The organism is Dyadobacter subterraneus (genome assembly GCF_015221875.1).
Classification (GTDB): domain Bacteria; phylum Bacteroidota; class Bacteroidia; order Cytophagales; family Spirosomataceae; genus Dyadobacter; species Dyadobacter subterraneus.
In genome coordinates this window covers 2,157,283-2,173,598 of record NZ_JACYGY010000001.1, presented here as the reverse complement: position 1 = coordinate 2,173,598, position 16,316 = coordinate 2,157,283, and the positions used below count along the sequence as shown (strand labels likewise).

At 43.3% G+C, this 16,316-nt stretch carries 10 protein-coding genes; 3 read left to right on the top strand and 7 right to left on the bottom strand.

Annotation, left to right across the window (positions count from 1 at the left end; all coding sequences use genetic code 11):
• Window positions 1-20 precede the first annotated feature (20 nt).
• The 6 genes from IEE83_RS08970 to IEE83_RS08945 are packed head-to-tail and all read right to left on the bottom strand — an operon-like array spanning window position 21 to window position 5,426.
• Window positions 21-2,285, bottom strand: a complete 2,265-nt coding sequence (locus IEE83_RS08970; protein ID WP_310588489.1) for a xanthine dehydrogenase family protein molybdopterin-binding subunit — start codon at window positions 2,283-2,285, stop codon at window positions 21-23.
• 15 nt (window positions 2,286-2,300) lie between these two features.
• Window positions 2,301-3,284 carry an FAD binding domain-containing protein gene (locus IEE83_RS08965; RefSeq protein WP_194120252.1) on the bottom strand — a complete coding sequence of 328 codons (984 nt, stop codon included), beginning with the start codon at window positions 3,282-3,284 and terminating at the stop codon, window positions 2,301-2,303.
• The gene (locus IEE83_RS08960; RefSeq protein ID WP_194120251.1) at window positions 3,281-3,919 is read right to left on the bottom strand and encodes a (2Fe-2S)-binding protein; all 639 of its coding nucleotides are present in this window, start codon (window positions 3,917-3,919) and stop codon (window positions 3,281-3,283) included. Before IEE83_RS08960 ends, IEE83_RS08965 begins: the two co-directional genes overlap by 4 nt.
• 32 nt (window positions 3,920-3,951) lie before the next feature.
• Window positions 3,952-4,530, bottom strand: a complete 579-nt coding sequence (locus IEE83_RS08955) for a DapH/DapD/GlmU-related protein (protein WP_194120250.1) — start codon at window positions 4,528-4,530, stop codon at window positions 3,952-3,954.
• Window positions 4,531-4,541: 11 nt separating this feature from the next.
• Window positions 4,542-5,024, bottom strand: coding sequence for a cyclophilin-like fold protein (locus IEE83_RS08950; RefSeq protein ID WP_228101738.1), 483 nt, complete (start codon window positions 5,022-5,024; stop codon window positions 4,542-4,544).
• Between the two features lie 21 nt (window positions 5,025-5,045).
• Window positions 5,046-5,426 carry a putative quinol monooxygenase gene (locus IEE83_RS08945; RefSeq protein ID WP_228101737.1) on the bottom strand — a complete coding sequence of 127 codons (381 nt, stop codon included), beginning with the start codon at window positions 5,424-5,426 and terminating at the stop codon, window positions 5,046-5,048.
• A 949-nt stretch (window positions 5,427-6,375) separates the two neighbouring features.
• Here IEE83_RS08945 and IEE83_RS33415 point away from each other — a divergent pair.
• Complete coding sequence (locus tag IEE83_RS33415; RefSeq protein WP_310588488.1) at window positions 6,376-6,465, top strand: helix-turn-helix domain-containing protein; 90 nt, start codon at window positions 6,376-6,378, stop codon at window positions 6,463-6,465.
• 843 nt (window positions 6,466-7,308) lie between these two features.
• On the opposite strand, the gene IEE83_RS08935 is transcribed toward IEE83_RS33415, so the two are convergent.
• Window positions 7,309-11,565 (bottom strand): DUF8693 domain-containing protein, encoded by a 4,257-nt coding sequence (locus IEE83_RS08935; protein WP_194120248.1) that lies wholly within the window; start codon window positions 11,563-11,565, stop codon window positions 7,309-7,311.
• Window positions 11,566-12,230: 665 nt separating this feature from the next.
• On the opposite strand from IEE83_RS08935, the gene IEE83_RS08930 reads away from it, so the two are divergent.
• Window positions 12,231-15,461 carry a histidine kinase dimerization/phosphoacceptor domain -containing protein gene (locus tag IEE83_RS08930; protein ID WP_194120247.1) on the top strand — a complete coding sequence of 1,077 codons (3,231 nt, stop codon included), beginning with the start codon at window positions 12,231-12,233 and terminating at the stop codon, window positions 15,459-15,461.
• A 14-nt stretch (window positions 15,462-15,475) separates the two neighbouring features.
• Complete coding sequence (locus IEE83_RS08925; RefSeq protein WP_194120246.1) at window positions 15,476-16,216, top strand: LytR/AlgR family response regulator transcription factor; 741 nt, start codon at window positions 15,476-15,478, stop codon at window positions 16,214-16,216.
• Window positions 16,217-16,316: the final 100 nt, after the last annotated feature.

Sequence of the window (16,316 nt, the reverse complement as noted above, 5' to 3'; positions counted from 1 at the left end):
GTTAGATTATTAAGTAATTTTTAAAGAAGCTTATCCGGTGTAATGGGTAAGTCCCGCACGCGTTTCCCAGTCGCATTAAAAACTGCATTGGCTATCGCGGGAGCCACACCAATGATGGCAATTTCTCCAAGCCCTTTACTGCCTACCGGATCGGCCAATAGATCGGGTTTGTTTACAAAATAGACATCTATGTCAGGAACATCGGCATGAACAGGGACGTGATAATCGCCGAAATCCTTGGTTACATATCGACCGTACCGGTGATCCATTACCGCATCTTCTGTCAATGCCATACCGATCCCGCCCGTCGCCCCGCCAATCATTTGGCTTTCCGCTGTTTTAGGACTTACAATCGATCCGGCATCTGCGCAGCAAACTATTTTCTTCACCCGCACCTGTCCGGTAAAAGGATGCACATGAACCATCGCGAAGTGCATAGAAAAGGCATTCATCGAATATTTTTTGCCATTTTCGCTTGGTTTTGATTCCTGTGTAGTTTCGATTTTTTCAACATTGTTATGTTTAAATAAATCAGCAAGTTTGACTTTTACAGAAGACTTTGCTGTAAGCAGGATCTCTGTTTTTTCAAACATGATATCATCCGGTTTGGCAGCGCCGAAATCCGAACTGCTTTTTGCTGCTGCCATTGTAATTAGTTGTTCTTTCAAAGCATTACAAGCAGCCTGGACAGCAGGCCCGACGCTATTAACCGTGGAAGATCCGCCTTGCAAACCCGCATTTGGGAATTCAGAACTGCCCAGGTGAAATGTTATTTTTTCCGGTGCAATCCCGGTGGTATTGGCTGCGACCTGCACCATTGCTGTCGCAGTCCCAGGGCCTATATCCGTGATGGCACAATGCATCACAAGATTCCCTTCCATATCCAGTTCTGCCCGCACGGTTGCCGGGCCACGGTTTGCTCCGAAAGTCCCTGTTCCCATGCCATATCCTACCAGCCACTCTCCTTCACGCACCGAACCAGGCTTTAATTTCCGGTTCTCCCACCCTATCCGCTTTTTGCCTTCCTCATAACATTCACGCATATATTTGGTCGACCAAGGCATATTCTTGTCCGGATCGGTCTCGGTATAGTTGGCAATCCTGAATTCAATCGGATCCATTTCAATGGCGTGCGCCATTTCGTCCATGGCCGATTCCAGTGCAAAAGCCCCGGTCGCTTCGCCCGGCCCGCGCATCCAGATTGGCGTCGCAACATTCAGCGGCAGGAGCCGGTAACGCGTGCTAACATTTGGCGAAGCGTACATCATCCTAGTCTGCATGAGCGTCGATTCTGTAAACTCTTCATAGGTCGAAGTCTGACCAATCGAATGATGGTTGATCGCAACCAGTTTGCCATCTTTGGCCGCTCCCATCTGTATTTTTTGCCACGTGCGTGGCCTGTAACCTACCATGGTAAACATCTGCTCGCGGGTCAGCACCAGTTTCACAGGTCGCTTCACCTGTTTGGCTGCAATGATGGCAGCCGATTCATGCGGCCAGCTATGCAACCCGTTTCCAAAAGCACCGCCTACAAACGTTGCAATGACCTTAACGTTCTCTTCAGGCACATTCCACTCTTTGGCAAAAGTCTTCTGTGTTGTCTTTGTCCCCTGCACTTTATCGTAAATGGTCAGCCGGTCGTCTGCTTCCCAATGCGCAGTAATCGCCTGCAATTCCATCGGGTTGTGCATTTCAGTCGGCAGCACATATTCAGCTTCTATTTTGAATGGTGCAGTTTCGTAGGCATTCGTTTGTCCACGGTTGTAATCGGCTGTCGGGGATTTGGGATTTTTCTTAGCGGCAGCAGCGGTCACAGCATTTTTAGCATTCGCTTCAAAGTCTGTTTGATGCTGCTGCTTATCATATTGCACTTTGACCAGTGACGCGCCATACTGTGCTTTTTCAAGGCTGGTTGCGACCACAATCACAATCGGCTGGTCATTGGAATAGACTTTATTGTCAAAAAACACACGCAGTGGCTGTCCGCCGGTTGCAGGCTCCGAAGGATGCTCACCCTTAGGCGCATATCCCGGTACTTTAATCACATTCAAATGTGAAATAACAGCTAAAACGCCCGGGGCACGCTCAGCTGCTTTTGAATCAATACTTTTGATTGTGCCTTTGGCAATCCGGCTTCCTACGAGCACACCATAAGCCATGTTGGGCAAAACATATTCTGCTGAGTATTTGGCGGCACCCGTAACTTTCAAACGGCCATCGACCCTTTCAAGCGGTTTGTATTCTTTTTTATCAAAAAATGCTTCGTTCATAATTTTTTCTTTCAAGGATTGATGATTTGCCTACACAATGCCCGCAGCATTTTTTAATGCTTCCACAATCACATTCGAGCCCAGCTGTAATTTGAAGGCATTGTGTTTATAGGCCTTCGCCCCTTGCATGGCAATTTCAGCCGCCCGCCTGAATGTTTCTTCGTTGGCCGGTCTTCCGGCAAGTGCTTTTTCAGCCTCCTTCAGTCGCCAGGGTTTGTGAGCCACACCGCCCATGGCAAGCCTGGCTTCTTTGATGGTTTTACCATCCATATCTAGCGCCGCCGCTACCGAAACCAACGCGAAAGCATAAGAAGCACGGTCGCGAACCTTGAAATAATGGGTGTTTTTGCTGAATGCATTATCGGGAATTTCAACTGAAATAATCAGCTCGTCTTTTTGCATCGTATTGTCTTTTTCGGGCTGACTGCCGGGTAGGCGGTGAAAGTCTTCAAATGGGATGCGCCTTTCTCCCTTCGGTCCTGAAACGACAACAGTGGCGTCCAGTGCCACCAAAGCCACGCACATATCACTCGGGTGCACAGCAATGCATTGTTCACTCGTCCCAAAAATTCCATGCATCCGGTTCACACCTTCCAAAGCACCACAGCCGCTGCCGGGCTCTCGCTTATTACAGGGAAGCGCCGTGTCATAAAAATAAGAACACCTTGTGCGCTGCATGATATTACCTCCGACGGTTGCCATATTTCTGATTTGTGCAGATGCCCCGGCATTTAATGCCTTTGAAAGCAACGGATGTTTTTCCAGGATCAGTTTGTCATCGGCCACCTGGCTATTGAGCGCCAGTGCTCCAATGATGACCTTACCGTTCTGCTGCTTGATGTTTCTGAGTGGAAGGGCGTTAATGTCAACCAGTTTTGTGGGAGCCATTACGTTGCGTTTCATCAGATCAACCAGGTTCGTACCTCCCGCTATGATTTTGGCATTGGCATTGTTGGCCAGCGCGCTTACCGCCGCTTTCGTTGTTGATGCGCGTTCGTATTGAAACTGTATCATGATTGTTGCCCTCCGTTTTTAACTTCCTGAATCGCCTTCACAATGTTGGGATATGCCCCGCAGCGACAGATGTTGCCGCTCATAAATTCCTTGATATCCTCTTTGCTATTTGCATGACCTTCGTTAATGCAGGCAATCCCGGACATAATCTGGCCGGGCGTGCAGTAACCGCATTGGAAACCGTCGTGTTTGATAAATGCCTTTTGCATTGGGTGCAGCTCGTCGCCTTTGGCAATCCCTTCAATGGTAGTAACCTGTTTGCCTTCTTGCATTATCGCCAGGCTCAGGCAGGATAGCACGCGCTGGCCGTCCACATGCACCGTGCATGCACCGCATTGCCCATAATCGCATCCTTTTTTGGTCCCGGTCAAATCCAGTTGCTCACGAAGTACATCCAAAAGCGTCGAACGTGGTTCCACGGATAACTGCTTTTTCACACCATTGACGGTCAGGTTTACAGGAGTTGTTTCAAATGCCGTACTGATTTTTTCTCCCAAATTATACTCCGCTGCTTTGGCAACCGTAGCGGGAGCGACGGCAATGGCAGTCAAAATAGAAGACGTTTTCAAAAAGTCCCGTCGGGATTCGTGACTATCTACCCTTTCAGGCTTATCTCTTGATTTATATTTGTCCATGGTGATGTATTTTAATAACAGGGATTTCCTTATTACTGAATCTGCTTTACAACTTTCGCAGGAATTCCTGCAACGACGGTATTGGGTGCTACGTCGCGGCTTACTACCGCACCGGCTGCTACCACTGCATTCTCTCCAATGGTAACCCCTGGCAGTATCGTTGCACCTGCCCCGATCCACGCATTTCTTTTGATAAGAATCGAGCCAAGCAGCAATGTCTTCCGGTCTGCGGGATTTAGCGGATGATTTTCGGATGTAAGGTTGACCCTAGGGCCGATTTGTACGTCATCTTCAATGGTGATCCCGCCAATATCCAAAAATGAGCAGGCATGGTTGATAAAAATGTTTTTACCAAGGCGAATCGACTGGCCGAAATTGGTATAAAAGGGAGGAAATATGGTTGTAGAATCGTCTATCTCAGTTCCTATGATCTCCCCTAACCACTTACGGACATCATCCAGACCATTTGCTTCGGCATTCATTTGAACACAAAGCCTGATGGTCCGGGAAACCACTTCACCAAACTTTCCGTATTCGGGATCATCTTTCCGGATTGGTTTGCCAGCCTGTATCCGTTCGAAAATATCTGCTTCTATTAATTGATTATTCATAACTTCTTTTTTTACTCCAACTCAAATGTCACTGTCACATTCCCGGCACCGGCAGCCGATGCCGCTAATGCTGCTTCAAGCCCGGAAGGATCTGCTATTCTCCCTAGTCTGGTGTACGAATACGATGTTGCAAAGCTTTTGTAGAACAGTACAAGCACATTGGAACTGTAAATCATTAAATCACCGGTATTTATCGTTCCTGGATTTGAGGCATTGGTTGGCAGGTTTGCAGGGAAATTATAAAGCTTCTCGTTTCCGTTTAGCTCGCTCATGGAAATCGTCAACGGCAGCCTTGCTTTAAAAGCAGTGACTGTGGCATTGTCAAGGAGCATGGCATGAAACGTTTTTGAGCCAATCTTGATTTTTAGCCGGTTGCTCATTGTATCAATGGTATTTTCATTGTTGTTCTCCAAATTCGGACTGGCAATGGTCGGCTCATCTGTTTTACAGGCTATACTTCCTATTACTAAAAAAAGTCCAAACAGCAGTATCATTAAATTTTTCATTTTTATATCCTATTCCAGTTTTTTAAAAATTGCTGACATCGTTTTAGGATCAAGGGCATACATATCAACCAGCTTTAAGGCCTTTACCATTTTGAGGGTAGTTGTCTTGTAATGTTGAAAATGCGGGGTCTTTAGATGCGCCTGATAGGCTGAGCTGTCGGCGTAGATCTCTACGATCCTGATCTGGGTTGGCTCTTGCTTGATACTCATTGGAAAAATGGCCACCACGCCTTTCTCTTTTTCGACAGATGCTGCCGCCTCTTTTTTCAGAATGGCATTATAGTCGGCCCAGTATTCCGGCAGGATTTCGATTTCAGAGATCCGTACCATCATCGTTTGTGCATTCGTCATCGTCGCGCTAAAAAGCAGTATGCCAAGTATAATTTTCATGATTGTATGTTTGCCGGTCATTTTGTATAGCAAAGGTCGATCCAGGACAGCTTCCATTTTTATACAGATTACTGGTTTATTTACCACTTTTACGGATTTGGCCTTCAATAAGAATATATTGGTTATGGCGTGACTATATTTGAAATCAAATTGTTGAGATATGGAAAAAGTAGAAAGGATAGATACGGTAAAGCAGTACAATAATTGGACTGGGGCCGACACGATGCACCCTTTGGTAAGTGTGATCAATTTCAATGAAATACCAACCGTGCAGCATTTCAGGCGTTACATGGGTGTCTATGCCGTGTTCTTAAAAAATATCAAGTGTGGCAACATAACATATGGTTGCCAGCTTTTATGATTATGAAGACGGCACCTTGGTTTTTGTAGCACCCGAACAAGTTTACGGTATTGACAGCAAGGGAGTTGCTACTAAACCATCGGGCTATGCGCTCATTTTCCACCCCGATCTGATCGCAGGCACCCACCTGGGCAAAATGATTAAAGAATATTCATTCTTTTCTTACGAGGTCAGCGAAGCCTTGCATTTATCGAAAAAAGAGAAGGAAACAATTGTCGATTCCTTCGAAAGGATAAAAACGGAAATATACCAGAATATTGATAAGCACAGTAAAACGCTGATTGTTTCCAATATCGAATTGTTTCTTAATTACTGCATGCGGTTTTACGACAGGCAGTTCATCACACGTGTTAATGCCAATAAAGATATTTTAGCACGGTTTGAAGATCTGCTAAATGATTATTTCAGTTCAGGAAAAGTGCAAACATTAGGTCTGCCGAGCGTGTGCTACTGTGCAGAAAGGCTTTATTTATCGCCTAACTATTTTGGCGATCCAATTAAAAAAGAAACCGGAAATACCGCTTTGGATTTAATACAATTAAGAGTCATCGAGGAAGCAAAAGTGAAAATTTTTGAGGCTACATCTCAATGGGCGAAATTGCCTACCAACTGGGATTTAAATATCAACAACACTTTACACGGCTCTTCAAAAAAATGACCGGAGTTACTTCCAAATGAATATCGGAGCTTAAATTAGAAAAATCCGGGTATCTGAGAAAACGTATTTGAATATGATCAATCAATAACTGTAGAATTACAGTTCAACGGATACTGCTCTCACCTTTCAGGTTAATAGCACATCGCTAGTTATCCCAACAAAACGGTCAATCTAACAAAATCTGTCGTGTACGTTGAAACAATGACGACCATTTGTAGGTATTTACAGTTTTATTAAGCAGAGTACAGATTAAGGTGTCCGATGGAGGCTATATTGTAAAATTTAGCTCATTTACAGCCATTAAGAGGGAATGTACGTCTCTTGCATAGTTTACTTTAAACCGCGATTTAAGTGTACCACAAAGGATGATTACGTTGATTCGCCATTTGTTTCACCACTCATCTGGCCTTTCAATGCTTTAAAATCTAAACAACCATCTTAGCAATTTTCTGTAAGTCTTCTAAAAATTGGTTCGACAACTGTTCGGGAAGGGGTACATAAGCTTCTCAACCCAAGTTGACGGGCTTTTGTTCATTCAGAAGAAAATAAGCTACGATTAAAGGCAGCTATCATACTATTTTATTACCATTTGGGTTGAACTTTGGCTTTGGGACGACACCGGTACAAATATCGAGTCATGTTTATGATGATTTAAGACTTTTATATTGTTTGATAAACAGTGAATAAGGAGGTAATATGCAACTCCATCATTTATTAGAACGCAGCATATATTGCCAGGGGAAGGTTATTAATTAATTTAAAAATGAACGACTTTACACTCCTGGCTTATTGACGGGAACTTAAGAGCATCTATTGAAAAAATAGGAAAGTTTCTTAAACCGAAGTTTAAGTTTGTAACAATCTTACTGTAAAATCACTTTACGTGTGATAACCTCGCCTTCGGTCCAGACCTGTATCAGCACAATACCGGAAGGTCCACCGGAAAGATCCAGTGTTGTTGATTCAGACGACCTGGCTATCACCTGGCCAGAAAGGCTCATAACCGTAACCCGCTGAATTGGGCTATCCGTTATGATATGGGCGGTACGTGAAGCATCAGCCCAAATGACCAGTTCGTCGCTGGTTTTAGAGACTTTGCAGGCGCTTATATGTGAATATTCCATTGTGCCGTCCAGGTCGACCTGCCGTAGGCGGTAGTAGTTGATACCGCCTTTTGGCGAATTGTCATCAAACATGTAGCTTCTTATTCCCATTGCCGTGCCATTGCCTTTAAGGAAACCTATCTCTTCCCATTGTCGCGCATTTATGCTGCGTTCGATGTAAAATCCTGAGTTATTAGTTTCGCTGGTGGTTTGCCAATCAAGTCTTACTGTTCTTCTGAAAGCACGGGTCGTGAAATTGATCAACGTTACAGGAAGTGGGTCGAAGTACCGAAGTTTTACCGTATTTTCTGTGTAAATAATCTGCCATTTTTCAGATTGTCCGGAAACCATACCGAAGGTGCCCGATATCGAAGTGGCACTCAGGAGAATAATTTCATCATTTTTATCAGGCACATAGGCTGAACTAAGATTTAATGTTCCTCCGAGTGTTGCTGTACCGTTCACAATAATCTGATCAAAGTTTACCCCGGGAGTGCCAGGCCCGCTAATTTCAAAATCCATTATACTGCTGGTGAAATCCTGATCTCCGGTAAATGTGATGATGCCTGGAGAATAACCTGGCGACAATGTTCCGCCAGCATGCTGTAGGGCATTGCCGGCAACTGCGCCAGTCCCTTTGAGAATGCCTCCGTCACTATTGGAAAAAATACCGGTGCCCTGCTGTGTGATCAAATCTGCAATGGCTGTTGTTTGTCCGATGGTGACCGTTCCATGATTTGTAAAAGTTTTTTCTTCTGCGAAAATTCCTTGCGCAGCATTGTTCACCATAATCTGACCGGCTGAATTATTATCAAAAGTTGCCTGATTACGAATGCCGTAAGTTCCCAGGCTAGCCTGATCCCCAAGAATGATCGATGCAAAATTGCTGAAAGTGCCATTGAAATTTCGCAGCGCTGCCAGGGCTGTACGATCGATTTTAATTTGGCCGCCCTCATTGTTTTTAAAGATTGTTTCGTTGAAAATACCATGAACACCGACTGCCGCGCTGGCGCCAATTGTTAAGGCACCTGCATTTTCAAAGCTACCAATGGAATAATTGTAAAGACCGGTATCACTGCTTCTATCAATATGTATTTGAGAGCCGGCGTTATTCTTAAAAGTTCCCCGGTTTACCAATCCGTAAACTCCGACATCATAAGCGTCACCAATTGAAATGCTCCCATCATTTGTGAAATCCGCTTCGAAATTGATCAGACCAATATTGGTTGACCGGTTGATGCGGATATCACCGCCTGCATTATTGGCAAATTTTGACCAATTATAAATGCCATGAGTTCCGGATGACGTATTGGCTCCAATGACGATAGAGGCCGAGTTGGAGACAAATCCCCCGTTGAATACATAGATCGCGTACTGACCCGCTCTGTCAATATTAATATTACCATCATTGTTGAGTTTTCCCTGCGCCACAATTCCCCAATTTCCGGTAGCACTTTTATCGCCTATTGTCAGGTCTGCCGTGTTGTTGAAAGTTCCACTCTGGACATTTAATCCAATGTAGGCGGTGCGGTTGATATGAATATCGCCGCCAGCCAGATTATTGAAAGTTCCGAGCAATGTAATGCCGTCCTTTCCCAGCGCCGCTTGTCCGCCGATTGTGATCCTTGCTGAATTATTAAATGTTCCGGCACTCCGTATTCCAATTTCATTAGCACGATCTATCTGAATATGACCACCGGTTTTATTATCAAACCAAGCAGTAATAATCCCGTTAAGGCCGGGACTTTCGATTGATCCTACAACGATATCTCCTGTATTCGTAAAATTTTGAGCAACCATTGCCGACTCGGTGGTACGATCAATATATATAGCTCCACCTGTATAGTTGAAAAATGACGGTATGGGAACAGCATTTGACGTTCTGTCGCAGATCAGGCCATTCACACCCGCGGAGCCAATATTTCCGATCCTGATCGTCCCGTAATTGTCGAAGTTGCCTGATCTTTGTGCAAAGCCAAAATTGCTAACCCGATTAATCAGGATTTCTCCCCGGTTGATGAAATTAGCGCTGCTTGTCATCCCCGAGCTGCCAATTGATGCATTCGAACCAAGCAAAATGGAGCCATCGTTTGTAAAAACACCTGCCGCATGGTACAACCCGTACAGAGTGGACTGATCAATTGCAATCATACCCTGTGTTTTATTATTAAATTCTGACTGATTTTCGATCCCGGCATTTCCCGGGCTTACATGAGCCCCCAGCGTAATTGCAGCAAGGTTATTAAAAGTTGCGGCTATGGATTTAGTGGCATCGGCATTGTTCGTTAAAGCGCTCAATGAGGAGCGGTCAATCTGTATACTGCCTTCATTATTATTGAAAATTGCATCGTTCCAGATTCCGTGATATCCAACACTAGCATCGGCACCGATGATAATGGAAGCCTGGTTGGTAAATGTGCCGGTGGCATTGTACAATCCGGTATCTGTCACGTCATCTATCTTAATTTCTGCGCCCGGTTTGTTATTGAAAACACCTTGATTGACAACGCCGTACATTCCTGCGGAGGTAGCGCTGACAAGTTTTCCTGAATTATTGATAGTTCCCAGATTATTGAGTGCTGCGGTGTAATCAAATGTAAACGGTGTAGAATATGCTGACAGATATGAAAGCGTCAGACTAGCATCTGCTTCTATATTCAACGTTGCACCTTGCTGCACCTCTACGGATTTTGCCAGTGCCGCAATCCCGTTGCCGATGGAAGCTGCCACTCCTGTACTCGCAATAATTGTCGTCGAATAGGTGTTAGGAATACCATTTGACCAGTTTCCAGCATCATTCCAGTTACCGCTGATTGCACCTGTCCAGGTAGTCAATGTTTCAGGTGCTTCGGAGCGAAAAGTATTATAAGTAAATGGAACAATGTATGGGCAATTTCCGCTCGAAAGACTGACTTTCGCATAAAGTGTTTGAATTCCCGGCGGTAAAGATTCGTCATGGACAAATATATTTTGACTGTTTAAAGTTCCGGCGGAGAGTGTGCCCTGAGCATCTTTGAATATGCCTTGAATATTCGCGGTAAATCCGTCAGGATAAGTAAAAATGGGTGCCGGAGTGTTTCCTATGATGATCTGGTTATTGGAAACACTCCCGCTCACTGCAAAATATTCGAGCACCCCGTTATTGGTAAAAGAACCTTTATTTACCAGTTTGTTTGTGATCTGAACCAAGCCGTTATTAGTCGTGGTTTTTGCTGTTTCATTATAAAATTGTCCCCTCAGCAAGAGTATTTTTCCGCAGGATTCAATTGTCAGGTCTGCCCTGTTTTCAATACCGTTTTCGCCTACATCAGCGTTTGTGCCGATTGTAATGGTACCAGCTGTCGCGAAGGTATGGCTATTGTTGACAATGGCCCTGAGCGAAGAACGGTCAATGCTGATCGTTCCTCCCGGGCTGTTAATGAAATTTCCATCGTTCCATATTCCATGAAACCCGACTTCCGCCTGCGCGCCGATAACGATATTTCCTTTATTAGTAAAGTTGCCGGCGGAAACAAACAGCCCTGTGTCGGTAGAGCGATTAATGCTGATCAAACCTGACGCCTGATTGGTGAAATTGCCCTGACTATTAATTCCATACCATCCAAGTGCGGTGTTTGGACTGATTATAATTGATCCGCTATTTACAATTTCTCCTAAATTGACGAGTGATGTGCCGAAATAATTAGAGTTAGGAGAGCCTATTGAACCATCCAAGGTCAGACTGGCTGTTTCCTGAATGGTCAGCAAGGCTGATTCCTGTACAGCTATGGCTTTTATATTTACCGAGACGCCAGCGGCAATAACCGGATTATGACGGCTGGCAGCAATGGCTACTTCCTGACCGGGATAGGGCAATCCGTAAGACCAGTTTCCCGCATTATTCCAGTCTGAGTTGATAGCGCCGGTCCATGTAGTTTCTGCAAAAGTTTGGGTTACACCCGAAAACATTATTGTTGTTAAAAACAGAAACCGGCAGAGCATGTTATAAATGCGGGAAGGAAATATATTTGTTTTCATTTTTTTGATTAAGGTTCTGGTATTAAAGTCATTTCGCAGACCGGTTATGTCAAACTTAAGTTTTCAGCATGATGCAGTTGTTTCCTGTTTTATAAAAATTAAGAGTGTCAGGCCCGATACGCGAAACTCGGCCATCATTCATTGATCACGGGATCTTGATTTGTTTGACATTAAACCGCTACCGAAAGTGGTACAAGGCGCCCAAAAGATCAAAAAAAAGGGATGAAGGCCGGGAAATCAGGGACGAAGACCGGAATGTTAGGGAAGTTGTAGAATAAAAATTTTCGTTGGCAGTAGTTGATTTCCAACTGGAATTTAAACATCTCGCCGGTAAATCTATCTGTAACTGCTTTTGATAATTGTAATTACTGATAAAAAACGGTGGTAAAGTGCGTTTCTATCCTCTGAGACAAATGTAACCGGTGAATAAATTTTGTCATTTTGTACGAGCCGAAATCAACTTTATTATTACTTTGAACTAAAATTCACAGCTTCGGTTCCACTCTTTTTACATCGAAAAAATGTTGAACAATTAGGAAGGCAACGATTGTGAGTAGTCTTCTTTCCTCATCTTCAAAGGTCAAACCAAACTATTTGAATGTAGATGAAGACCCCATTTATTCTGACAGGTTATTAATAGTTTCCATGCCTAAAATTCAGGTGGAATGACACGTGGACTTTTCATTCACTGTATGCTGACATTGGTACTTGCATTTGCCTGGACTCTTTCGCAGGCGCAGCAGGTAGCAGTAAATAAGGGGCCCAAATTTACGATTTCTAAGTCTATTTTGTCTGTCGAAGACGGACTTGCATCTCATGAGGTTTTTTGTGGCATACAGGATGATGCTGGTTTTTTATGGTTTGGCACACGCAACGGACTTAGCCGGTTTGATGGTGAAAATTGTCTTCTATTTACCCATCAAAGGCAAAAGCTGCAAGATAATAAAGTGGTGTGCATGGCGAAAGACGATGCAAATCACATTTTTGTTGGATATGGAAGCACCGGTTTTAAACTTACGACGAATGGGAAAATTGATGTGATAGATGCAAGTACACATCAAATAAAGACTCTGGCGGCAGCATTTCCCAAAATGCCTTTCAGAGAGCAAGACGTTTACTGGTTATCGAATGATGGTACTGGGGAAATTGGATTTTTAACTGCAAACCCTTTCAGATATTGGAAGTATTCCTCAAAAAAAGGTTTTAATCTTCGCTGCGAAATGAAAGATTGGGACAGTCCGGATGTAGTGTCTTCACTGGATTACAGGACAACGGGACCCTTTTGTATGTTTGGTGAAGGTAAAGCACTATTAAAGATTTTTAACCAATTCAAACAGTATCTGGTTACAAAAGATACGGTGACAGCTTTTACACAAAAGGATGCACTCAGATCGCTACCGATCGGTTTCAGTAGCCAACATGAACTTCTCCTGACGTACATGACCACAGCTGAGCCCAATAAATTCAAGATTGGAAAGCTAACAGCAAATGGCTTGCAGGAAATTACATCTCATAATAACAGATTTAATACAGACCAGCTAAGAGGGAAATACTGGCAACAGGCAACAAATACAATGGATGGAAAATCCAGTGTATTCTATGCAACACGTGACGGCATCTACCTTTGGACTGAAAAAGCATTTTTAAAAATTATTGAAAAATCGGCACACAAGGCTTTTGAAAATTTAACTGTATATCAGCTTCTTACCGATAATCTTAAAAATCTTTGGCTTTGTACTTCCATTGGTGTTTTGAAATTCAAAATTGAAACAAATCGCTTTGCGCAATATTTCACCGTTAACCAGCAGAAAATTGAAGCTAACAATCAGGTCAGGGGAATTTATGCTGACGACAGCGGTAAAGTGATGGCTAACGTATGGTCACACACTTTTCTTGAAAACCATGGAAAAATGCAAAACGTAAGCAATACAAAACATGAGATAAATTACGGATTTGTGAAACATGGACCTCTTTTATATCTGGGTGGTTATGAATTATTCGCTTATGATCCGTTGAAAAACAGCACGCAGGCGATTCCAAAAACGCGGGGCTCAGAAATATGGTCTATTTTTTCTTTGAACGACACATTATTATTATTGGGAAGGTCGGACAGACTTTCTCTTTTCAATTCCAAAAGTGGGAAATCTGACTCAGTCCCATACACCGGTAAAAACAGTTCTGTGGCAAAATTTGTTTACCGCTTTTTCCGGGGAAAAGACAAGAGAATTTGGGCTGTTGCGGAAAATGGGCTGTTTAATATCAATGGGGCACTTCCTGCTAAAAACAGTAAGTCAGCTACCGCTGATAGTAAGCGCTCGCTTCTTGGTTCACAATGGTCTGCCAGTAAAATCCAGTCTAAATTCATCGACAGGCTGAGCCTTCTGGACGCCTATGAGGATTCCAGTGGTATTTTCTGGCTGGCGACCCATGGTGATGGACTTTACCGCTGGGACAGGGCTGATAATTCTTTCAGACAATTTAATATGACCGCCGGTTTGCCATCTGATATACTTTATCGTATTGAGCCCGGCAGCGCGGGTGATCTTTGGATTAGCTCAGATTACGGATTAATTCGGTTCGATACCAAAACTTTCGGAGTACGCACGTACACGACAGCCGACGGGATTTCCAACAATGAATTTAACAGAACATCTTCTTTCAAAGCGGTTGACGGAAGGCTATTTTTTGGTGGACTGGACGGTGTGAATGCATTTTATCCAAAAGATTTTGCTGCTGATACTAATGCCGTGGATATTCCTCTGCGAGTAATTTCTTTCAGCCAATTTGTGGATGGTAAAAATGGCCTTGTCAATAAAACACTCGAACTGCTCCACACCAATCAAATTACGCTGTCACCGGATGATAAATTCTTTACACTTGAATTTCAACTGCTGGATTTTGCAAAAGAAAAAATGCACCGTTACGCATATAAAATAGAGGGAGTGGATAAAGAATGGATATTTATCAATGAAAACTCGCTGCGAATCAGTGGATTGCCTTATGGGAATTTTATTTTGCACGTGAAATCACAAAACCGTGAAGGCGTCTGGAGTCGTAGTGAATTAGCAATTCCAATAACTGTTTTGAAACCGTTCTATTTTCAGTGGTGGTTTCTTTTATTCGCGGCCCTGTTAATTGTTATGGCTGTTTATTTTTTGTTGCAAATCAGGCTAAGGCAACTCGCCGTTGATAAAAGGAAATTGGAACAGGTCGTGAGTGAAAGGACAGCCCAGTTGAAAAGATCACTTTCCGATCAGTCTGGTCTTCTCGCTGAGAAGGACGTACTGATGAAAGAAATTCATCACCGTGTAAAAAATAATTTACAGGTTATATCCGGCCTTTTGGAGCTGCAGGGCAAAATGCTTAGTGATCAAACCGCAAAGAATGCGCTTCGGGAAGGTCAGAACCGGGTAAGAAGTATGGCGCTGATACATCAGAATTCATATCAGTTTGATAACCTGAGTACCATTGATTTGAAAAGGTTTGTGACCGACCTTTGCAGCCAGATAGAAAGTGTATTTCAGAAGCAAAATCGAATAAAAACCAGCATTATTGTACCTGAACTGCATTTGGATATTGACACAGCTGTCCCGCTGGGTTTGATCATGAATGAATTATTTTCAAATTCTTTCAAATATGCCTTTAAGGACACACTGTCGGGAGAGATCTCGTTGGTTGTTGTTTGTAAGGATCAGGGCAAATTTCAAATGCAGTATCGCGATAACGGGCCCGGGCTGCCTGCTGGCTTCGACCTGACAAATGCCGCTAGCCTTGGCATGCGGCTGATTCATGATCTGACCAGACAAATTGGCGGCACTCTACGGTACGAAAATAAGGGGGGAGCATTGTTTACTATCAATTTTACCAACCGGGAAATCCGGAAAAATCAGGATTAGAAGATCCTAAACGTATGAAATCTTTGGAAATAGGCGTTGTAGAAGATGAATTGGTGATTGCAAGAACCATCATAAATACACTGGGCGAACTGGGATATTCGCACTGTGGTCCTGTCATAAACTATACTGAGGCAATCCAGATGATAGAGGAGAATAAACCTGATCTGGTACTGCTGGACATTCAGCTCGCAGGGAAAAAAGACGGAATAGATGTGGCTCAGAAACTGAATGAATTATATGATGTTCCGTTCATCTTCCTGACTGCTAACAGTGATATTGAAACAATAGACCGCGCAAAAAAAGTTAAACCGTATGCTTATATCGTTAAACCATTTACCAAGGAGGAATTATATGCAACGATAGAAATTGCATTTAATAATTTTAATGATAAAAGGTTAGAAAGGAAGACCGACAAATTCGAAGAAAAACCTTCGAAAGACTTCCTTTTTGTTAAAGTGGGGTACGTTTTTAAAAAAATATTTTTGAGCGAGTTGTTATTTATGGAAAGTGATGCCAATTATGTGACCCTGCACCTTAAATCAGACAAAAAAGTGATCGCCCGCTCGACACTTAGTGACTTTATGGAGCAAGTTGGCCAAAAAATATTCGTCCGCGTGCACCGAAGTTACTGTGTAAATATCAATTTAATTGAGGACATTTTTCCAACCGAATTAAGTATTCAAGGTATGCAAATACCGATTGGGAAGTCCTATAAGGAGGAGCTTTTCAAGAGTTTGGGGATAGACCAGGTTTAATCACTGCGTTACTAATGAATGTACCAGTCCGTCTGGGATTAATTGCCAATTCCAGCAATCTGGATGAAAGAAAAAAAAAAACTGCCAACTATTAATTTCC